The organism is Streptomyces sp. 2114.4 (genome assembly GCF_900187385.1).
GTDB lineage: Bacteria > Actinomycetota > Actinomycetes > Streptomycetales > Streptomycetaceae > Streptomyces > Streptomyces mooreae.
This window is the reverse complement of the sequence record NZ_FYEY01000001.1, coordinates 4,145,321-4,165,097: the sequence shown is the minus strand read 5'-3', so window position 1 is coordinate 4,165,097 and position 19,777 is coordinate 4,145,321. Positions and strand designations below refer to the sequence as shown.

15 protein-coding genes and 1 pseudogene are annotated in these 19,777 nt (G+C 71.7%); 6 read left to right on the top strand and 10 right to left on the bottom strand.

Annotated elements, in window-relative coordinates:
- Nucleotides 1-21 precede the first annotated feature (21 nt).
- The 3 genes from CFW40_RS18250 to CFW40_RS18240 all read right to left on the bottom strand — a co-directional run bounded on the left by CFW40_RS18250 (nt 22) and on the right by CFW40_RS18240 (nt 2,996).
- Nucleotides 22-933 carry an ABC transporter ATP-binding protein gene (locus CFW40_RS18250; protein ID WP_088798904.1) on the bottom strand — a complete coding sequence of 304 codons (912 nt, stop codon included), beginning with the start codon at nt 931-933 and terminating at the stop codon, nt 22-24.
- A 76-nt stretch (nt 934-1,009) separates the two neighbouring features.
- The gene (locus CFW40_RS18245; protein WP_256331412.1) at nt 1,010-1,951 is read right to left on the bottom strand and encodes an ABC transporter permease subunit; all 942 of its coding nucleotides are present in this window, start codon (nt 1,949-1,951) and stop codon (nt 1,010-1,012) included.
- Nucleotides 1,941-2,996 carry an ABC transporter ATP-binding protein gene (locus tag CFW40_RS18240; RefSeq protein ID WP_088798903.1) on the bottom strand — a complete coding sequence of 352 codons (1,056 nt, stop codon included), beginning with the start codon at nt 2,994-2,996 and terminating at the stop codon, nt 1,941-1,943. The genes CFW40_RS18245 and CFW40_RS18240 overlap by 11 nt, the downstream gene beginning before the upstream one ends.
- Before the next feature lie 242 nt (nt 2,997-3,238).
- Between CFW40_RS18240 and CFW40_RS18235 the strand changes: the two are divergent.
- The 3 genes and pseudogenes from CFW40_RS18235 to CFW40_RS18225 all read left to right on the top strand — a co-directional run.
- A pseudogene (locus CFW40_RS18235) lies at nt 3,239-3,458 on the top strand (Xaa-Pro aminopeptidase); the annotation flags it as partial.
- Nucleotides 3,455-5,287, top strand: a complete 1,833-nt coding sequence (locus CFW40_RS18230) for an SDR family oxidoreductase (RefSeq protein ID WP_256331413.1) — start codon at nt 3,455-3,457, stop codon at nt 5,285-5,287. The pseudogene CFW40_RS18235 and the gene CFW40_RS18230, both read left to right, overlap by 4 nt.
- A gap of 116 nt (nt 5,288-5,403) precedes the next feature.
- Nucleotides 5,404-6,477 (top strand): MerR family transcriptional regulator, encoded by a 1,074-nt coding sequence (locus CFW40_RS18225; RefSeq protein WP_088798901.1) that lies wholly within the window; start codon nt 5,404-5,406, stop codon nt 6,475-6,477.
- 112 nt (nt 6,478-6,589) lie between these two features.
- Here CFW40_RS18225 and CFW40_RS18220 read toward each other — a convergent pair whose 3' ends face one another.
- On the bottom strand, nt 6,590-7,936 hold the full coding sequence (locus CFW40_RS18220) for a carotenoid oxygenase family protein (protein WP_088798900.1): 1,347 nt from the start codon (nt 7,934-7,936) through the stop codon (nt 6,590-6,592).
- On the bottom strand, nt 7,933-8,523 hold the full coding sequence (locus CFW40_RS18215; protein WP_088798899.1) for a hypothetical protein: 591 nt from the start codon (nt 8,521-8,523) through the stop codon (nt 7,933-7,935). The genes CFW40_RS18220 and CFW40_RS18215 overlap by 4 nt, the downstream gene beginning before the upstream one ends.
- A 140-nt stretch (nt 8,524-8,663) precedes the next feature.
- On the opposite strand from CFW40_RS18215, the gene CFW40_RS18210 reads away from it, so the two are divergent.
- Complete coding sequence (locus CFW40_RS18210) at nt 8,664-9,293, top strand: PadR family transcriptional regulator (protein WP_088802197.1); 630 nt, start codon at nt 8,664-8,666, stop codon at nt 9,291-9,293.
- 95 nt (nt 9,294-9,388) lie between these two features.
- Nucleotides 9,389-9,931 (top strand): RNA 2'-phosphotransferase, encoded by a 543-nt coding sequence (locus CFW40_RS18205; protein ID WP_088798898.1) that lies wholly within the window; start codon nt 9,389-9,391, stop codon nt 9,929-9,931.
- Between the two features lie 100 nt (nt 9,932-10,031).
- Here the strand turns inward: CFW40_RS18205 and CFW40_RS18200 are convergent, their stop codons facing one another.
- The 3 genes from CFW40_RS18200 to CFW40_RS18190 all read right to left on the bottom strand — a co-directional run bounded on the left by CFW40_RS18200 (nt 10,032) and on the right by CFW40_RS18190 (nt 12,760).
- A complete protein-coding gene (locus CFW40_RS18200) occupies nt 10,032-10,595 on the bottom strand; it encodes a hypothetical protein (protein ID WP_088798897.1) in 564 nt (187 codons plus the stop codon).
- A 93-nt stretch (nt 10,596-10,688) separates the two neighbouring features.
- Nucleotides 10,689-11,588, bottom strand: coding sequence for a zinc metalloprotease HtpX (gene htpX, locus CFW40_RS18195; RefSeq protein WP_088798896.1), 900 nt, complete (start codon nt 11,586-11,588; stop codon nt 10,689-10,691).
- 272 nt (nt 11,589-11,860) lie between these two features.
- A complete protein-coding gene (locus CFW40_RS18190; RefSeq protein WP_088802196.1) occupies nt 11,861-12,760 on the bottom strand; it encodes an LLM class flavin-dependent oxidoreductase in 900 nt (299 codons plus the stop codon).
- Nucleotides 12,761-12,981: 221 nt separating this feature from the next.
- Between CFW40_RS18190 and CFW40_RS18185 the strand changes: the two genes are divergently transcribed.
- A complete protein-coding gene (locus tag CFW40_RS18185) occupies nt 12,982-14,004 on the top strand; it encodes an HAD hydrolase family protein (protein ID WP_088798895.1) in 1,023 nt (340 codons plus the stop codon).
- An 84-nt stretch (nt 14,005-14,088) separates the two neighbouring features.
- On the opposite strand, the gene CFW40_RS18180 is transcribed toward CFW40_RS18185, so the two are convergent.
- The gene (locus tag CFW40_RS18180; protein WP_088798894.1) at nt 14,089-15,768 is read right to left on the bottom strand and encodes a GAF domain-containing protein; all 1,680 of its coding nucleotides are present in this window, start codon (nt 15,766-15,768) and stop codon (nt 14,089-14,091) included.
- A 289-nt stretch (nt 15,769-16,057) separates the two neighbouring features.
- Nucleotides 16,058-19,744 carry a thiol reductant ABC exporter subunit CydD gene (gene cydD, locus CFW40_RS18175; protein ID WP_256331414.1) on the bottom strand — a complete coding sequence of 1,229 codons (3,687 nt, stop codon included), beginning with the start codon at nt 19,742-19,744 and terminating at the stop codon, nt 16,058-16,060.
- Nucleotides 19,745-19,777 lie beyond the last annotated feature (33 nt).

Genomic DNA, 19,777 nt, shown 5'->3' with positions numbered 1-19,777 from the left:
GTCAGGGCTCCTTTCAGGGCCTCAGGCCGCTACGAGGTAGGAGAAGACGGATTCCAGCGACTCGTCGGAGGGCGAGACCGTCAGCAGGCGGATGCCGTGGTCGCGGGCGACCCGCGGCAGGAGTTCGGTGAAGCGGCCGAAGTCGACCGCCTGGATGCGCAGCGCGCCTTCGGCGAGGTCCACCTCGATGCCGGCCGTCGAGGGGTCGGCGATCAGCGCACCGGCCAGTGCCCGGTCGTTGTCCGACCGGACCAGATAGCGATGCGGGCGGTCCGTCATCAGGCGGCGGATCTTGCGGAAGTCACCGGACGCGGCGTGCCGTCCGGCCACCACCACCTCGATGTGGGAGGCGAGCTGTTCGACCTCTTCGAGGATGTGCGAGGAGAACAGGACCGTCCGGCCCTGGTCGCCCATCTGCCGCAGCAGCTCCATCAGCTGCATCCGCTGGCGGGGGTCCATGCCGTTGAACGGCTCGTCGAGCAGCAGCACGGACGGGTCGTGGACCAGCGCGGAAGCCATCTTCACGCGCTGCCGCATGCCCTTGCTGTACGTCGAGATCTTGCGGTCCTGGGCGTACTCCATCTCGACGGTGGCCAGCGCCCTGGCCGCCTCCGCCCGGCCGAGTCCGTGCAACTCCGCGTTGGCGAGGACGAATTCGCGCCCCGTCAGGAAGTCGTACATCGCCTCGCGCTCCGGGACGATGCCGATGTGACGGTAGATACCGGCGTTGCGCCAGATCGTGGTCCCGTCGAGGGTGACCGAGCCGTTGGAGGGCGCGAGGAAGCCGCCCATCATGTTGATGAGCGTGGACTTGCCCGCGCCGTTGGGGCCGAGCAGGCCGGTCACGCCGGGGCCGATGGTCATCGTGATGTCGTTGACGGCGACGACGTTGCCGAACCAGCGCGAGACGTGGTCGATGGTGAGAGTGCTCATGGGCGCAGCCCATTCCTTAGGAGGGTGGTGGTCGGGCCGGGGGTGCCGGCCGCCGGGAGCCGGCGGCGAGGGGCGGTCACAGGCCGGCCTTCCGGTAGCGGCGCATCAGCAGGGCGTAGCAGCCGACGATGACGGCCAGGGTGACGAGGAGATAGACGAATCCGGCACCGGTCGACGGCTCCACGTGGTTGGGGAAGGAGCTGGTGCCGCCGAGGAAGGTCGACTGCACACCGTCGATCAGCGTGATGGGGGAGAACAGCCCCAGCCAGCCGACGACTGCCTCGTTGCCCTGCGCGAAGGCGATGTTCTGGACGGCGCTCACCGCACCGTACGGAATGGTGAGGACGGCGATCACGGCCGCGACACCGAACCCACGACGGGGTGTGACCGCGGAGACGACCAGGCCGATCCCGGCGAACAGCAGGGAGAGCAGCACCACGGCGACCAGTCCTTGTGCCAGCCCCTTGGTCTGGTCGGCGAAGTCCAGCTCGGCCAGCAGCGCGCCGGCATAGAGGACCAGCAGCGGGGCGCCGGTGAGGATCAGCAGAGCGGCGGCCATCGCCGCGAACTTCGACGCCACGTAGTCGCTGCGCTCGATGGGCCGGGAGAAGTACAGCGGTATGGACTTGAAGCGCAGGTCACGCGAGACCGACTGCGGGGCCTGGGAGGCCAGGTAGAGGCCGATGACGGCCTGGAGGTAGACGGCGTAGCGGGAGTAGCTGACCGGGAGGCTGCCGGCCTTGGTGACCACCGCCACCGCGACCATGATCGCGGCGGGTAGGCACATCACCGCGAAGAGCAGCATCGGCAGCACCTTGCTCTTGGCCGAGCGGCCCAGACCGTAGGAACCGCGCAGGCTCTGCGAGAACAGCGACCGCCGGGCGTAGGCGCGGCCCAGACGGGGACCGTCGTAGTGGCGGTAGCCGATGTTGTGGATATAGGCGCCACCCGGCGCGGCGGATGCGGACGTCACGGGCGCGGAAGTCGCGGGCGCGGAAGTCGTGGGCTCAGGCGACATCGTGGGCGCCTCCGTCCTGGGTGGCATACGGGGCGCTCGGGGCGCCTTCGGTGGCGGGGGTGTCGTGCGCCGCGTCCGCATCGCGGAAGACCTCGGCGATCCGGTGCCGGCGCTGTTCCATCCGGATCAGGCCGAGCCCGAGTCCGGCGACGGTGTCCCGCACCAGGTCGTAGGTCTCCTCTCCGGCCGCCTCGACGTACAGGAGGTGCCCGGCCGAGGCGAGGCTTTCCGAACCGGCAGCGCCGGTGGTGACGGTGGCTCCGGCGGCGGCCAGGGCCGCGCGCAGCGCCGCGGTGCCGTCCGGATGGGCATCGGTGTCCGTGACCTCGACCGCCAGCGAGGCCGTGACCTGTGTGAACTCATCCGTCGAGGAGGAGCGCAGCAGTGCGCCGCCGTCGATGACGACGACATGATCACAGGTCCGCTCCAGCTCACCGAGGAGGTGGGAGGTCACCAGGACGGAGATCCCGAAGTCGGTGTGCACGCGCCGGATCAGACCGAGCATCTCGTCCCGCCCGGCCGGGTCGAGGCCGTTGGTGGGCTCGTCGAGGAACACCAGCTGTGGGTCGTGGACCAGCGCCTGGGCCAGTTTCACCCGCTGCTTCATACCTGTGGAGTAGCCGCCGATGGGGCGGTAGCGCTCCTCGTAGAGACCGACGTGGCGCAGGGTGTCCGCGGTGCGCTCACGGGCGGCGGCCGGCGGCAGTCCGGACATCCGGGCCATGTGCACGACGAATTCGGTGGCCGATACGTCCGGGGGCAGGCAGTCGTGCTCGGGCATATAGCCGACCCGCTCACGGATGGCGCCGCCGTCCTTGGTCACGTCCAGGCCGAGGACGTGCGCGGTCCCTTCGGTGGCCGGGGCCAGTCCGAGAAGGATCTTGATCAGGGTGGACTTGCCGGCACCGTTGGCGCCCACCAGGCCCGTTACGCCGGGGGCGATGTCAAGGGAGAGCCGGTCCAACGCGGTCACCCGCGGGTACCGCTTGCTCAGGCTTTCGGTCACGATCACAGTCACGTCATCGACGGTAGTGGCCCCGGCCACAGCGGTCGTCAGACCAGACGGTGGGATGTGCCTCCCCCTGCGGTATTACGTGCCCGTAGGGGTCTCCTGCTTCGAGTGGTCAGGGCGTCGGGGTGGGGTGCCTGCCCGAAGGCCCCCTTGACGCAGCCGTCGGCCATTGTCACATTCGTCAGTGTCAGGTTACGGACGCGTACCGCGATGCACCGCTCAGGGACGGACGGTTGACGATGGCCTCAGTCATCTCGGTCACCCGTGCCGGCTGATCCCCGCTGTGGAGCCCCTACGCCTTCTCCGACCACCTGACGCAGCCGGACGCAGCCGTGCCTGTGGGCGGTCGAACCCCGCCTCGGGTTCCGGGGAACGGGCGCGAAGTTCGAGGAGGTCCTGGTCGTGACGGACTCCAAGGGCCCGCAGGAGAAGGCCTTTCGGCTGGACGACGATCTGCCGCATGTGCGGCACCGGCAGGAGGAGAAGGCAGCGTGAACACGGAACGAGGTCGGGGAAAGCGACAGCGACCGGGGCGGGGGCCGCAGCCCGGGGCCGGAAACGGCGCGGGGCTCGACGGCGCGCGGGAGCGCTGGGTGCGGACCGGTGGCATCGAGCTGTGCGTCGCCGAGCTGGGGGACCCGGCACAGCCCACGGTGATGCTGGTGCACGGCTATCCGGACAGCAAAGAGGTGTGGTCCGAGGTCGCCCGCGGCCTGGCCGACCGGTTCCATGTGGTGCTCTACGACGTGCGGGGCTGCGGCCGGTCCACCGCTCCGCGGCCGCTGCGCGGCGGCTTCACCCTGGAGAAGCTGACCGACGACTTCCTGGCCGTCGCCGACGCCGTCAGCCCCGACCGCCCGGTTCACCTCGTCGGCCACGACTGGGGCTCCGTCCAGGCCTGGGAGTTCGCCACGGTGCGCCGTACGGAGGGCCGGATCGCCTCCTTCACCTCCATGTCGGGCCCGTCCCTGGACCACTTCGGCCACTGGATCAAGAAGCGCATGGCGCGCCCCACGCCCCGGCGCGCCGCCCAGCTCCTCCACCAGAGCGCCAAGTCCTGGTACGTCTACATGCTGCACACGCCCGTGCTGCCCGAACTGGCGTGGAAGGGTCCGCTCGGCAAGCGCTGGCCACAGATCCTGCGGCGCCTGGAGAAGGTGCCGGGCGGTGACTACCCGACCGCTTCACTGCCGGCCGATGCCGCCCACGGCGCCTGGCTCTACCGTGACAATGTTCTTCCCCGGCTGCGCCGCCCGCGCGGCGACGCCTATGCGCACTGCCCGGTCCAGCTGATCACCCCGACCGGCGACGCTTTCCTCTCCCGGCGGCTGTACGACGACCTGGAGCAGTGGGCGCCCCAGCTGGTGCGGCGCACCCTCCCGGCCAAGCACTGGGTCCCGCGTACCCGCCCCGACCAGCTCGTCTCCTGGATCGGTGCGTTCGTCACCGCCAAGGAAGAGGGGAACCCGGCACAGCAGGTCGCGGCATCCGGCCCGCATGCCGACCGGTTCGGCGGTCAGCTGGTGCTGGTGACCGGCGCGGCCGGCGGCATCGGCCGGGCGACGGCGTTCGCCTTCGCCGAGGCCGGCGCGCGGATCGTCGCCGTCGACCGGGATGCCGAGGGCGCGGCGCGGACCGCCGAGCTGTCCCGGCTGGTCGGTGCGCCGGAAGCCTGGGCGGAGGTCGTCGATGTCTCGGACGAGGCGGCGATGGAAAAACTCGCCGACAAAGTCGGCACCGAGTACGGCACCGTCGACGTCCTGGTGAACAACGCAGGCATCGGCATGTCCGGCCCCTTCCTGCAGACCGGCACCGAGGACTGGAAGAAGGTGCTGGACGTCAACCTGTGGGGCGTCATTCATGGCTGCCGGGTCTTCGGCAAGCGGATGACAGACCGCGGGCAGGGCGGCCACATCGTCAATATCGCCTCGGCTGCCGCCTTCCAGCCGTCGAGGGTGCTGCCCGCCTACAGCACGTCCAAGGCGGCCGTTCTGATGCTCAGCGAGTGCCTGCGTGCCGAACTGGCCGGTCAGGGCATCGGCGTCTCGGCCATCTGTCCCGGGCTGGTCAACACCGGCATCACCGCAACGGCCCGCTTCACCGGTGTCCCGGCCGACGAGGAGAAGCGCCGCCAGGCAAGGGCCTCGCGGATGTACAGGCTGCGCAACTACCCTCCGGAGAAGGTCGCCGACGCCATTGTGCGTGCGGTCGTCCGCAACCAGGCGGTGGTGCCGGTCACCCCCGAAGCCCGCGGCGCCCACCTGATGTCCCGCTTCGCCCCCCGCGCGCTGCGCGCCCTTGCCCGCTTCGAGCCGCGGCTGTAAGGCCGGACGCCCGGCCGGCAGCCGGGGCTCGGCCCGGATCCCGGCACGCATCCGCAGCCGGGCTCGGCCGCAGTCCCGGCCTCTATGCGCTGCCGTCTCTCGTAAGGAGCACCCCAGTGACCGAGCAGCCGCCGAAGGGCGAATACCGCATTGAGGACCTGGCGCACCTCAGCGGCGCCACGGTCCGCACGATCCGCGCCTATCAGGACCGCGGGCTGCTCCCCCGCCCGGAGCGCCGGGGCCGGGCCAATGTCTACGGCGACACCCATCTGACCCGGCTGCGCCAGATCGCCGATCTGCTCGACCGCGGATACTCCCTCGCCAGCATCAAGGAACTCCTGGATGCCTGGGACGCAGGACTCGGCCTCGGCGGGGTCCTGGGCCTGGTCGCCGAGATCGACGGGCCGTGGACCGACGAGGAGGCGTCCCGCGTCAGCCGCCCGGACCTGGACGCCGCCTTCGGGGGCTCCTCCTATGAGGAGGCGATCGCCGAGGCCGTCGAACTCGGCGTCCTGGAAAGGATCCCCGGCGAGGACGACACGTTTCTCGTCCCCAGCCCGCAGGAACTCGCCGTCGCCGCCGAACTGCACTCCGCCGGCGTCCCGCTTCTGGCGATCACCGGCCATCTGCGGGAGGTGCGGGTCGAGGTCGAGCACATCGCCTCCCGCTTCCTGGACTTCACCACCGAGCATGTCTTCCAGCCCTTCCTGGACCACCCGCCCAGCGAGGCCGGGGCCGCGGAGGCCGCCGTCCTCGTACGCCGGCTGCGCCCTCTGGCCCAGCAGACGATTGACGCCGAACTCGCCCGCGCCATGCGCACCCTCGCCACCGGCTACCTGCGCCATCACCTCCGCGAGGCACTACCGGCAGAGGCGATCGGGTCCGTCGAGGCGCGGGTCCAGGCGTCGGCAGTGACGGCCGACTCCGGGCAGGCCGCGGCCCCTCGTACCGCGCCCGGCCCCGCCGTGGTGGCGGAAACGGTGCTGCTCCCCGCCGAAGCCGTGCAGGCGGTGCGGGCTTTGGTGGGCGCGGAGCACACGGCCGCCTTCATCGCCGCTGCCGTACACCGGGAGGTACAGGCCCGCACCATGGACGCCCTGGCGTCGGACGCAAGCAGGACCGCGCCGAGGGGCGACGCGGCCGGTGCCCACCCGGAGCACCGAACCGCTGCCGGGCCCGGCGCCCCCTGAACGCCACCCAGCGTCCACCCCGAGCCCCGCCCGGCCCCGCCGTACGCAGTCTTGAGTTGTCAAGGATCAGATCCTGCGCGGCCCGGGTCCCCTCATGACGCCCCTCACTACCTCAACTGACCGGATCGGGGAGCCAGTTGCCGTGGAATCCGTACGGCACCCGCTGCGGCAGATGGACCGTGGCGACGGGGGCGGCGGATATGTCCTCCGTGTCGAGCACGACGAGATCGCTGGTGTCCGTGGAGGCGTCGTAGACATAAGTGATCAGCCAGCCCGGACCTCCCGGGCGGTCGTCCGCCGGGGCGAAGACAGCCTCGGCGGGAGTACGCCCCGGGCCGAAGTCATGCCGGACGACCGCACCGGTCTGCAGGTCGTAACGGAGCAAGGCACCGGGTATCGGGCCGCTGCCCGGCAGCTCACCGGTGGTGGCATGGCCGAAGCGGGCCGGCAGCCCGGCGAGCCGGTCATCCACCCTCGGGAACTCGCAGAACCGGTCGTCGAGCTGCTCCTCGGCGACCATGCCCGTGGTGAGGTCGATGGTCCAGCGCCAGAGGTGTGCCGGGGTCCTCCCGCCGAATTCGGCGTAGCGGGACACATACAGAACGATCCGCTGGTCCCCCTCGTCATGGGCATTCAGGGCGTGGAAGACGTAGCAAGGGTCGATGGGCAGCCAGCGGACCTCGCCATAGGGGTCGTCACGCCGCAGCACCCCGAGCCGGGCGCCGTACTCCGGATCCCAGGCAAACGGCATGCCGGGGCGGCTGCGGTCGTGGACGACCGGGAGGTCCATGAAGATGACATGGCCGGCGGTCAGATGGAAGTCGTGCATCATCGTGTGGCCCGGAACATCGATGGGGCGGCTGATCACCAACTCCCCTGACGCGTCGGCACGGTGGTAGGTGAGATAGGGCGGGGTGGAGCCGCCGTATCCAAAGAAATGCAGCTCGCCGGTGGTGGGGCACGTTTTGGGATGGGCGGTCATGGCGGTGGTGAGCCGGCCCCCGAAGTCATGGGCGCCGAGAGTCTCCATTTCATGGCCGGGGCGGCAGTCGATCTCGTACGGCAAGGACGACTCGACCAGGGCGAGAGTGCGCCCGGCATGCCGGACGATATGGGTGTTGGCCACGCCCGCCGCCAGGTTGCGGCGGCCCTGCGCGTCCACCGTGGGTTCGCCTTCGAAGGTGGAGGTGCGGACCCAGCGGTTGCGGTAGGAGACGGCCCGGCCGCCCTCCAGGCGCAGGCCGTGGACCATGCCGTCGCCGAAGAACCAGTGCGCAGAGGCGGCGTCCCTCGGGTTGGGGCCGTTCCGCAGGAACCAGCCGGTGAGCTCGGGCGGGATCGTGCCCGTGACCGGGAGGTCGTAGGCGGTCACCTCGTCCTTCACCGGGGCGAAGTTGCCGGCCATGTGGGGTGCGGGAGCGGTCGATGCGGTTGCGGTGGTCGGGGGTGTGGTGGTCATACGGCCAGGTCTCCTTGGGCGTCGGCCCGCACGCCGGAGTTCCCCAAGAAGCGGGCGCGGGCCCGCTCCGGGTAGGCGGCGGTGAAGCGGATGGGAAGGACGAATCCGGCGACCTGGAGGGCGATCGAGACGATGACGTTCCAGGCTTGGAGAGAGGCGACGGTCTGGGCGATAGCGGTGAGCGTGAAGGACAGCGCCCACGTGGCCGTGAGCACGACGTTGATGCGGCGGAACAGCGGGGTGTGCCAGACCTCGGGCGGAGCCATCCGTCGCGCGATCCCCATCGTGAAGGGCCTCCGGACGGCGATCGACACCCAGGCGATGAGCGCCAGCCAGCCCTGCGACAAGGCACTGCCGTACATCTTGAGTCCGCTGTCGGGACGGGCGAAGGCCAGCACACTGAGGCCCGCGAAGAACAGAATCGTGCCGTACTCCAGCAGCCGGTAGTCGAGCGAAAGGCCCGCGGCGCGGTCGGCGATGAGCAGCGCCACGGCTATCAGCAGGCCGGCGAGCGCCCCCCACTGCCAGCCGGCGGCGCCCACCCCCGCAAAGACCAGCCACGGAATGAAGCTCCGCAGGTAGTTCATGATTCCCCCTCTTCCTGCACGGCCGCGTGCCTCAACGCCGGGGCGGAGTCGCCGCAACCTGCCACACATTCCAACTTCGACATGTCGAATGTAGAACCTCTACCTTTGACATGTCAACAGTGGAAGGTAATGTGCCGGTCATGAGCCTGAGACATGCAGTGCTGGGCCTGCTGGCCGAGGCCCCGGCAAGCGGATACGACCTGATGAAGCTGTTCAACGCCTCGTTGTCGAACGTCTGGCCGGCCACACAGAGCCAGGTGTACGGCGAGCTCACCAAGCTCACGGCCGCCGGACTCGTCGAGATCGCCGCCCACGGCCCCCGCGGCCGCAAGGAGTACGCGATCACCGAGGACGGCCTGGCGCAGTTGCGCCACTGGCTCACCGACGTCGAACCCGGCGGCCCCCCTCGCGATGACGGCCTGCTGCGCGTCTTCTTCCTCGGCATCGTGACGCCTCTCGAGGCACAGGCCTTCCTCCTGCATCAGGCCGAGCGCGCCGCTCGTACCCGTGCCACGCTCGAGCACGTCGAAGAGACCGCCGAGTGGGACGAGGAAATGATTTCGGTCTACGGGCGGATCGCGCTGGAGTACGGGCTGCGGATGTCGGCGACCCAGGAGGAATGGGCCCGTTGGGCAGCCGATGAGGTGACCAGCGCAAAGGCGAAAAGGGCCAGCGAACTCGCGAGGAAGCAGCACGAGGGAGGCCGGCAGAAGGAAGGCCAGGGGAAGAAAGGCCCGGAGAAGGAAGACCGGCAGAACGAAGCGGAGTAGCGCGAAGGCAGGCAGAGTCCGCCGGGCGGCCGCCCCACCGTCTCCCCGTCCACAATTCAGGTGCCGTCGCATGCCGCGCGCGGCACCCTGGAGACATGGACAACCAGCGCTCCGTGCGCATCTCGAAGTACCTGGCGAAACATCTGCGCCATGAACCGGAGCGGATCGGTATCGCTCTCGACGCCCAGGGCTGGGTGTCCGTGGAAGAGCTCATTTCAGCGGCCGCACGGCATGGATTCCGTTTTTCCCGGGCGGAGTTGGCAGCGGTGGTCGCCGACAACGACAAGCAGCGCTACGCCATGGAGAACGACCGGATCCGGGCCCAGCAGGGCCATTCGGTGCAGGTCGATCTCGATCTGCCGCCGGCCGAACCACCCGCCCATCTCTTCCACGGCACGGTGGCCCGCAATGTGGCCGCCATCCGGGAGGAGGGGCTGCGGCCGATGTCGCGGCATGCCGTCCATCTCTCGCCCGACCGCGAGACCGCGACCCGGGTGGGCGCACGGCGCGGCAAGCCCGTGGTCCTGACCGTGGACGCGGGGGCGATGCACCGCGCCGGCCACGTCTTCCGGGTCAGCGCGAACGGCGTCTGGCTCACCAGCCGGGTACCGGCCCCGTACCTGCGTTTCCCGGGCTGAGCCCTCGCTCCCGTAGGACAGCGCCGGAAACGGGGTGCCCAGACGGCCGGGGCCCACCGCCCTGCCCCCCACACCCACACCGGCCCGGCAGGCCGCTCCCTCAGAGGCCCGGCGCCCCCCACACCGGGAACCACCGCGCCAGATCCTGCTCGATGGTCAGGTCGTCCCCGAGCATCGCCCGCACCTCCAGTTCGAGCGGGTTGTCGCGCTTCTCGCCGCCGCCCCCCTTGGGAGAGAAGGGGTAGAACGTGCCGCGCTTGTAGAGGTAGACCAGCGCCAGCGACCGCTGCCGTTCGTCACGGAAGCCCACCAGCGAACACAGCAGCTGCGGCCCGAACCCCGCCTCCTCCAGCGAGGTATTGACCGCGTGCAGGTCGTTGACCAGGCCCGCTACGTCCTCGGGCGGATGCCGCGCGAGCAGCCAGGTATAGCCGTACGCGTCCTGTGTGAACTCCACCGAACCGTCCAGCAGCGACCGGGCCTCCTCCTGGATGCGCGCGAACGTCCCGCCCTCGACGCTGGCGAAACACACCGACCCCAGGCCGGTGGGTTCGAATCCGGCCGCGGCCTGGAGGGTGACCGCGGCGGACGGCAGCGCGAAGAGCTGGTCGAGATCAGGGCGTACCGGTTTGCTGCGGCCGAGGATGGCGTCAAGAAATCCCATGCGTGACGTACTCCTTGCTCGATACCTCCGGCCTGATGGCGCCGGTCGTCGCCTCCGCGCCGCTCGTCACATCCGCCCCGGCCACTCCACTCATCACGCCCGCCCCAGCTCCGCGGAGATCCTGGCCAGTTGGTCCAGCCGCTGTTCCAGCGTCGGGTGCGAGGACAGCAGCCGGCTGAAGGTCTCCTTGTTGAACGCCGGGGCGAAGTAGAAGGCGTTGAACGGCTGGGCCTTGCGCAGATCCTCGGTGGGGATCCTCGCGATCTGGCCGGTGACCTTGGTCAGCGCGGCGGCCAGTGCCGAAGGGCGGCCGGTCAGCAGGGCGGCGGCCCGGTCGGCGGACAGCTCACGGTAACGGGACAGCAGCCGGGTCAGGAGGAAGCTGATCGCGTAGACGACCACGCTCACGGCGGTCACGATGAGCACCGCGATGGCCGCGTTCTGGTCCCGGTTGTTGCGCCCGATGCCGCTCCACAGGGCGGCCCGGGTGATGATCCCGGCCAGCACGCCGAGGAACGAGGCGATGGTCATCACCGCGACGTCGCGGTGCGCGACATGCGAGAGCTCGTGGGCCAGCACCCCCTCCAGCTCCTCCGGCTCCAGCCGCCTGAGCAGCCCGGTGGTGGCACACACCAGGGAGTTCTGCTGACCGCGGCCGGTGGCGAAGGCGTTCGGCACATCCGACTCGGCGATCGCCACCCGCGGCTTGGGCATATCGGCCAGCGCACACAGCCGGTCGACGGCGCCGTGCAGCTCGGGCGCCTGCTCCGGTGTGACCTCGCGCGCACCCATGCTGAATGCCGCGATCCGGTCGCTGAACCAGAACTGCGCGATGAACAGGGCGCCCGCGATCAGCAGCACCACCACCCACGCGCCCTTGAGCAGCACCACCAGCACGCCGACGACCACGACGTACAGCAGCCCGATGAAGAACATCGTGGTGACCATGCGTGTGGTCAGCCCGCGGTCCGGGGCGAATCGGGTCTGTGCCATGGCTCCTCCGAAAGCACCGCAGTTCGCGCACTGCGCCGACCGCTCGCGTCGCGTCCGCGCACCGCGCGCCGCGGGACGCACACCGCGCCCCGCTGCCCCAATTCTCCCTCTTCGGAGCTATATGCGGGGTAAAGCCCAGGCCAGGGGAGTGCCGGGCGCGTCGGGCTGTCGGGCGCCTCCGACGCCGGGGCTCCCAGGGCTCCAGGGGATGCCGCGCCTCCCGGGGCCGCCGGGACGTCCTGCGGCCCCGGGAGGCGCCTCCGGAGCTCCGCCTACCGGGCGGCCAGCTGCCCCAGCCCCTCCGTCGCGATCCGTTCGAAGACCGCAACGTCGGCCTCGAAGACCGAATCGGCGATCGGCCAGTGAAGGACCAGCTCGTCGATGCCCAGTTCGGCGTGGCGTCCGGCGAAGTCGACGAACGCGTCCACGGAATCCAGCGGGCGGTCCGGGGTGAAGCCGGTCAGCATGATCTTCTGCAGGTCGGCCGGCTCCCGGCCCTGATCGGCGCAGGCCTTCCCCAGCCGCTCGATCTGCCCGCGAACCGCCTCCCGCGACTCCTCCGGCGTTCCGCCCCCGTTGGAGACCTTGGGATCCCCGGTCGTCACCCAGGCCTGGCCGTACTGGGCGGCCAGCTTCAGCCCGCGCGGACCGGTGGCCGCCACCGCGAACGGCAGACGCGGCCGCTGCACACAGCCGGGGATGTTGCGGACCTCGTGCGCGGAGTAGTGGTCGCCGGCGTAGGAGACGACATCCTGGGCCAGCAGCCGGTCCAGCAGCCCGACGAACTCGGCGAAACGGTCGGCCCGTTCCCGCGGCTCCCAGGGGACCTGGCCGAGCGCGGTGGCGTCGAAGCCGTTGCCGCCGGCGCCGATGCCCAGGGTGATCCGGCCGTCGCTGATGTCGTCGAGCGAGATCAGTTCCTTGGCGAGGGTGACCGGGTGCCGGAAGTTCGGCGAGGTGACGAGGGTGCCCAGCCGCAGACGGGAGGTCGCGGCCGCGGCGGCGGTCAGCGTCGGAAGGGCGCCGAACCACGTCTGGTCCCGGAAGCTCCGCCACGAGAGGTGGTCATAGGTGTACGCGGCGTGGAAGCCCAGTTCCTCGGCGCGCTGCCATGCCTCCCGTCCGCCTTCGGACCAACGGCGGACGGGGAGTATCACGGTGCTCAGTCGCATACCCCCGAGCGTACGGCCGTCCGCACGGTGCGAACGATTCACCTCGGTGCCGGGGACGGGCTCCGCCACGTCACCTCGGGCCGGGGACCGGTTCGCCACGTCGCCTCGGGGCCGGGGACCGGTTCGCCACCGCCCGTTCTTACGCCATCCGCCCGGCCGCCACGGGCTCATGCACGCAACCCACCGCACCCCTGTGCACGGCGGTACGGGAAGATGGCCCCGTGACTGATGCCCCCGCCACACCACCACGGGCGCCCGAAACGGCCGTTGCGCCCCGGCTGATCGCCACCGATCTCGACGGCACACTGCTGCACGACGACAAGACGGTCTCCGACCGGACGATCGCCGCGCTGGCCGCCGCGGAGCGGGCCGGCATCGAGGTGTTCTTCGTCACCGGGCGTCCGGCCCGCTGGATGGGCGTGGTCAGCGACCATGTGCACGGTCACGGCCTGGCGATCTGCGCGAACGGCGCGGCCGTCGTCGATCTGCACCGCGGCGGCCGGATCGTCGAGGTCAGCCCCCTGGAGCGCACCGTCGCACTCGCCGTCGTGGACGCGCTGCGCAGCGCCGCGCCCGGTACCTCGTTCGCGGTCGAGCGCACCGGCGGTATCCACTACGAACCGCAGTACCCGCCGCTCCTGCTGGACCCGGCCGCGGTCATCGCGCCGGCCGAGAAGCTGCTGGCCGAGGACTTCGTCTCGACGCTGTGCCCGCACATGACGGGGCACGACGAGCCCCGGGGGCCGGTCGCCCCCTCCGGTGACACCTCTTCCGGAGGCGGCCCTTCCGGTGACGCCCCCTCCGGCGACGCCAATCGCCCCACCGATCCCACGGGCCCCGCCTTCCCCGACCAGCCCGTGATCAAGCTGCTGGCGCACCACCCCGAGCTGGACCCCGACGCGTTCCTCACGCTGGCCCGTACGACCGCCGGCGATCTCGCGTCCTTCACCCGCTCCAGCCCCACCGCCCTCCTGGAGATCAGCGGTTCCGGTGTCAGCAAGGCCGGCACCCTCGCCCGCTGCTGCGCCGAGCGCGGCATCTCCCCGCGGGAAGTGGTCGCTTTCGGGGACATGCCGAACGACATAGAGATGCTGACCTGGGCCGGCACCTCGTACGCCATGGCCAACGCCCATCCCGACGTGCTGGCCGCGACGACGGGCCGTACCGCCTCCAACAACGACGACGGCGTCGCGGCCGTCATCGAGCGGATCCTGCGCCACGACGGCCCACGGGACGACCGGTAGCACCGAGGGCGACAGCGCGCCGTCCGTTCCCGCCCCCGGCCCCGCCGCCACGCCCGCGCCGCCCTGCCCCGCGCGACCCCGCCCTCACAGCGGCGCCTCCCACCTCAGCGTCGTCCCCGTACCGTCCTCGCCCAGCCCGGGGCCGTACGAGCTGGAGCCGCCCAGCGACTCCGCGCGCTTGGCGAGGTTCTTGAGGCCGCTGCGGCGACCGCCGTCCGAGATGCCGATACCGTCGTCGGCGACGGTCAGGCGGACACCGTCGGCGCCGTCCGGCAGCTGGATCGTGGCGTCGACGACGACCTCGATCCGGGAGGCCTGGGCGTGCCGGAAGGCGTTCGACAGCGCCTCACGCAGCGCGGCGATCAGGTTTTTGCCGGTCAGCTCGCCGATCCGGGAGTCGACCGGGCCGATGAAGCCGGCCGAGGGCTGGAAGCCGAGTGGTACGGCGGCGGTGCCGATTTCGCGCAGGACCCGGGTCCGCAGCCCGGACGGCGCCTCGGCCGGTCCCTGTTGCAGCGCGAAGATCGCGGTTCTGATCTCCTGAATGGTGACGTCCAGCTCGTCGACGGCCTTGCCGACTCCCTGTGCCACCTCCGGCACCACGGATCTGCGCTGTGCGCTCTCCAGGATCATGCCCGTCGCGAAGAGCCGTTGAATGACGAGATCGTGCAGGTCACGGGCGATCCGGTCGCGGTCTTCGTAGACGGCCAGCCGCTCGCGGTCGCGCTGTGCGTCGGCCAGCACCAGCGCCAGTGCGGCCTGCGCCGCGAACTGGGTGGCCAGCGTCCGCTCGGCGGCGGTGAACGGGCGGGAGCCCCTGGCCCGCGGGGTCGCCAGGGTGCCCAGCACCCGTCCGCCGCTCTTGAGCGGCAGCATCATGCTGGGGCCGAAGCGGGCCGCGATATCCGTGATCATCCGGGGGTCGGTGGCCGAGTCGTGCACGAACACGGGCTCCCCGGTGAGGAGTTGTTCCACCACTGGACTGTGCGGCGGAATCTGCGTCCCCATGATCCCGGCGGGGTCGTCCGCCGACACCGCGACGATCTCCAGGCCGCCCTCCTCGTCGGGCAGCAGCACGATGCCGGCCGCCGACTCCGCCAGCTTGCGGGCCTGCTCGGCGACCACCGCGAGCGCATCGTCGACATCGCTGCCGGCGAGGAGTTCGGTGGTCACCGCCACGGAGCCGTCGATCCACCGCTCCCGCTGCCGGGTTGCCGCATGCAGCCGGGCGTTGCCGATGGCGATACCGGCCTCGGTGGCCAGCACCCGCACCATGTGCAGGTCTTCCTCGCTGAACTCCCTGCCCTCGCGCTTCTCCGTCAGGTAGAGGTTGCCGAAGATCTCGCCCTGGACGCGGATCGGCACCCCGAGAAACGTCCGCATCGGCGGGTGCCCGGCCGGGAAGCCCGCCGAACGGGCGTCCTTCGTGAGGTCGGCGAGGCGCAGTGGCTTGGGATCATGGATGAGCGCCCCGAGCAGGCCTTTGTGGCCGTCGGGCAGCGCGCCGATCCGTTCGTGCTGCTCGCTGGTCACCCCGTACGTCACAAAGTCCGACAGCCCCTCACGGGCGTCGTCGATGATCCCGATCGCGGCGTAGCGGGCGTCGGCCAGCTCGGCGGCCGTCTCCACGATCCGGTCCAGGGTGATGTGCAGATCGAGACCCGCGCCGACCGTGCGCATCGCCTCCAGCAGCTGCGGTACCCGGGCGGTCAGCTCGGACGACAGTCCCCGCAGACTGCGGGTCGCCTCGGTGGCGGCGTCCATGGGGTCGGGGGCCGCACGCGCGCCGTCGCTCCCGGGGGACGCGGGGGACGCGGGGGACGCAAAATCCGCGGCGTCCCCGGGGTCCGCGGGTGGGGGTTCTGCCGTGGCTGCCATGCCACGAGCCTAATAAGAGCTGTTTTCCACGGAAAGTCCGATTATGTGCGGCGGGCGAGCGCGGATGGGGCGGGGGCCTGTGCAGCGCGGGACGAGCCCCGGCGCGGGGCCGGGACGGTGCGCCGTCCCGCGCCACCGGCAGCGCGTCGCGCTGTGTCATCGCTGGACGCGGGCCTCACGCCACCGGCTGCGCCGCCCCGTACGCCGCGTCCACCGCCCGCTCGCGCTCCAGCATCCGCCGGAACGGGCCGTCGGCCGCGGCCAGCTCCGCGTACGGCCCGCACTGCGCGACCCGCCCCTGATCCAGTACCAGCACCTCGTCGACCTCCTCGAGCCCGGTGAGCCGGTGGGTGATCAGGACCGTCGTACGGCCCTCGGTCGCGGCCAGCAGATCGGCGGTCAGCGCATCGGCGGTAGCCAGATCCAGATGCTCGGCGGGCTCGTCCAGAACGAGCACCGGGAAGTCCGCGAGCAGGGCACGCGCCAGGGCCAGGCGCTGCCGCTGGCCACCGGACAGCCGGGCGCCGTGCTCCCCGATCATGGTGTCCAGGCCGTCGGGCAGCCCCCGCACCCAGTCCGCGAGCCGTGCCCGGCCAAGCGCCTCCCACAGGTCCTGGTCGGCATCGCCCGAGGCGCCGTGCCGGTCCCGGCGGGCAAGCTTGAGGTTTTCCCGCAGCGAGCTGTCGAAGAGGTGCGCGTCCTGCGCACACAACCCCACCAGCCGCCGGACCGCGTCACCGTCCAGCGTCCCGGCATCCGTTCCGCCCAGCAGGTACGCCCCCGACTCCCGGTCCACAAAGCGCAGCAGCACCTGCGCCAGCGTGGTCTTCCCGGAACCGGACGGGCCGACGACGGCGAGCCGGCGGCCCGCGGTCACGGTGAAGCCCACGCCGTCCAGCGCCGGGCGGTCCGCTCCCGGGTGGCGCGCGGTCAGGTCCCGTACGACCAGCGGGAACGGCGCCTCGGGCGCCTCGGCCGGCGCGGTCGGCTCCTGCACCGGGACCGGCGCGTCCAGCACCTCGAAGACCCGCTCGGCGGCGTGCCGGGTGCGCCGGCGGTACTGCACGGCGAGCGGCAGCCCGGTCACCGCTTCGAAGGCGGCGAGCGGGGTGAGCACGACCACGGCAAGCGCCACGCCCGACAGCCGGCCGGCGTGGACGGCCTGGATACCGGCCACCGCCGCCGCGGCGACCGTCAGTCCGCACAGCAGCGCCGACAGCCCGGCGCCGGTCCCGGACACGGTGGCCGAACGGGAGGCGATCCGGGTCAGCTCCCGGTCGGCGTCCCGCACCGCCTCCGTACGGGCGGGGAGGGCACCGGCCACCGTCAACTCGGCGGTACCGGTGAGCACATCGACGACGCGGGTCGCGAGCTGCCCGCGGGCGGGCGCCAGTTGACGCTCCGCCCGCCGGGCCAGCGCACCCGAGAGCATCGGCACCCCGACGCCCGCGAGCAGCAGTCCGACGGCGAGAAGCGCACCGGCCTCCGGCAGCAGCCAGCCGGTGAAACCGACCGCGCCCGCGCCGACCAGCACCGCCGCCCCGACGGGCAGCAGCCAGCGCAGGAAGTAGTCCTGCCCCGCGTCGACATCGGCCACCAGCCGCGACAGCAGATCGCCGCGGTTGCGCTCCTTGAGCCCGGCCGGTGCCAGCCGCTCCAGCCGCCGGAAGACGGCGACACGTGCCTCGGCGAGCATCCGGAACACCGCGTCATGGGCGACCAGCCGCTCGGCGTACCGGAAGACCGCACGGCCGATGCCGAACGCCCTGGTGGCGGTGACCGCGACCATCAGATACAGCACCGGCGGCTGCTGCGCCGCCCGCGAGATCAGCCATCCCGAGGTCGCCATCAGCCCCACCGCGCTGCCCAGCGCCAGGCTCCCCAGCAGCAGCGCCAGCGCGAACCGCGCCCGATGGGACCGGGCCGTTCGCCGCAGCCGGGTGAGCGCCGAGCCCCGGGCGGGGCCGGGAAGGGAGTCGGGCCCGGCGTCCTCACCCGGGTCCGGCGCACCGGCCGCCGCCTCGGCGGAGCCCCGGCCCCCCTCGGCCGGTTCGGCAACCGTCTCCTGGACCGACCGGCCCGACCGGCCGGACTGGACCGACCGGCCCGACCGATCCGAAGGCGCCTCCACCACCGCCCCAGGCAACCGCACCACCCGGTCCGCCACCGCCAGCAGCGCCGGCCGGTGGACGACGAGCAGGACCGTACGGCCGACGGCGAGCCTGCCGATCGCGGCCACCATCGCTTCCTCGGTCGCGCCGTCGAGGTTGGCGGTGGGCTCGTCCAGGAGCAGGACCGGGCGGTCGGCGAGGAAGGCGCGGGCGAGCGCGAGCCGCTGGCGCTGGCCGGCCGAGAGCCCGGCACCGGACTCGCCGAGCCGGGTCGCCATACCGTCCGGGAGCGCGTCGATGAAGTCCAGCGCGCCCGCCCCGCCCAGGGCGTTGCGCACCGCGGCGTCATCCGCCTCCGGCCGCGCCAGCCGTACATTCTCGGCGATGGTGCCCGCGAACAGATGCGGGTGCTGCGGCACCCAGGCGATCCGCTGCCGCCAGCTCTCGGGGGAGAGCGACGCGATGTCCCGGCCGTCGACGAGGGCCCGGCCCCCGTACGGTGCGGTGAAGCCGAGCAGCACGCTCAGCAGGGTGGACTTGCCGGCGCCGGAGGGGCCGACCAGTGCGACGGTCTCGCCGGGCCGGACCTCGAACGACGTCGCCGGGAGCGAGTCGGCGGTCCGCCCGGGGTGGCGCACCACCAGCTCTTCCACGGTCAGCGCGGTGCCCTCGGGCGCGGGTGCGGTGCCGGGGGTGCGCAGCGGAGTCTCCAGCACCGCGAAGATCTCCTCTGCCGCCGAAAGCCCCTCGGCCGCGGCGTGGTACTGCGCACCGACCTGCCGCAGCGGCAGATACGCCTCGGGCGCCAGCACCAGCACCATCAGGCCGGTGTAGAGGTCGAGTTCACCGTGCACCAGCCGCATACCGATGCCGACCGCGACCAGGGCGACGGAGATGGTGGCGAGGAGTTCGAGCGCGAAGGAGGAGAGAAAGGCGATCCGCAGGGTGCGCATCGTCGCCCGGCGGTATGCGCCGGTGATGGCCCGGATGGAGGCGGCCTGGGCCTTGGCCCGGCCGAAGACCTTGAGGGTCGGCAGGCCCTCGACGACATCGAGGAAGTGGCCCGACAGCCGGGCGAGCAGCCGCCACTGGCGGTCCATCCGCGCCTGGGTGGCCCAGCCGATCAGGATCATGAACAGCGGGATCAGCGGGAGGGTGAGGACGATGGTGAGCGCCGAGATCCAGTCGCCGGTGACGATCCGGGCCAGCACGGCGAGCGGGACGACGACCGCCAGCCCCAACTGCGGCAGATAGCGGGCGAAGTAGTCGTCCAGTGCGTCGATGCCGCGGGTGGCGAGGGTGGTGAGTTCGCCGGTTCGCATCTCCAGGGTGCCGGTGCCGTCGGGCGTGCCCGCGTCGGCCGCCCCGGGACCGTTCGGAGCCGGGGCCGGCGTGCCACCGTCCGTGCCCCCGATCACCGCGCCGGGCCCCAGCCGCGCCGCCCGCTCGATCAGCCGCATCCGCAGCTCGGACTTGACCGCCGCGCCGGCGCGGTGCGCGGCCAGCTCGGTGAGCCAGGAGACCAGACCGCGCCCGACGGAGACCGCGGCGAGCAGCGCCAGCGGGGTGGCCAGGGCGCCGGTACCGAGATGGTGCTGGAAGGCCCCGACGACGATCTCGGCGATCAGCATTGCCTGGCCGATGACCAGGCCCGCTCCGGCGAGCCCGAGTACCACCACCGCGACGAGGAAGCCGCGGGTGGCGTGGGCGTAGCGGAGCAGACGCGGGTCGACCGGTTTCACGTGAAACATCCGTCCTGCTGGGGCCGCCCCCGGGAGGGCGGC

Coding starts and splice junctions, on each gene's coding strand:
- CFW40_RS18250 (WP_088798904.1), bottom strand. CDS start 933: ATGAGCACTCTCACCATCGACCACGTCTCGCGCTGGTTCGGCAACGTC.
- CFW40_RS18245 (WP_256331412.1), bottom strand. CDS start 1,951: ATGTCGCCTGAGCCCACGACTTCCGCGCCCGCGACTTCCGCGCCCGTG.
- CFW40_RS18220 (WP_088798900.1), bottom strand. CDS start 7,936: ATGACCACCACACCCCCGACCACCGCAACCGCATCGACCGCTCCCGCA.
- CFW40_RS18215 (WP_088798899.1), bottom strand. CDS start 8,523: ATGAACTACCTGCGGAGCTTCATTCCGTGGCTGGTCTTTGCGGGGGTG.
- CFW40_RS18210 (WP_088802197.1), top strand. CDS start 8,664: ATGAGCCTGAGACATGCAGTGCTGGGCCTGCTGGCCGAGGCCCCGGCA.
- CFW40_RS18205 (WP_088798898.1), top strand. CDS start 9,389: ATGGACAACCAGCGCTCCGTGCGCATCTCGAAGTACCTGGCGAAACAT.
- CFW40_RS18200 (WP_088798897.1), bottom strand. CDS start 10,595: ATGGGATTTCTTGACGCCATCCTCGGCCGCAGCAAACCGGTACGCCCT.
- htpX (WP_088798896.1), bottom strand. CDS start 11,588: ATGGCACAGACCCGATTCGCCCCGGACCGCGGGCTGACCACACGCATG.
- CFW40_RS18190 (WP_088802196.1), bottom strand. CDS start 12,760: ATGCGACTGAGCACCGTGATACTCCCCGTCCGCCGTTGGTCCGAAGGC.
- CFW40_RS18180 (WP_088798894.1), bottom strand. CDS start 15,768: ATGGACGCCGCCACCGAGGCGACCCGCAGTCTGCGGGGACTGTCGTCC.
- cydD (WP_256331414.1), bottom strand. CDS start 19,744: ATGTTTCACGTGAAACCGGTCGACCCGCGTCTGCTCCGCTACGCCCAC.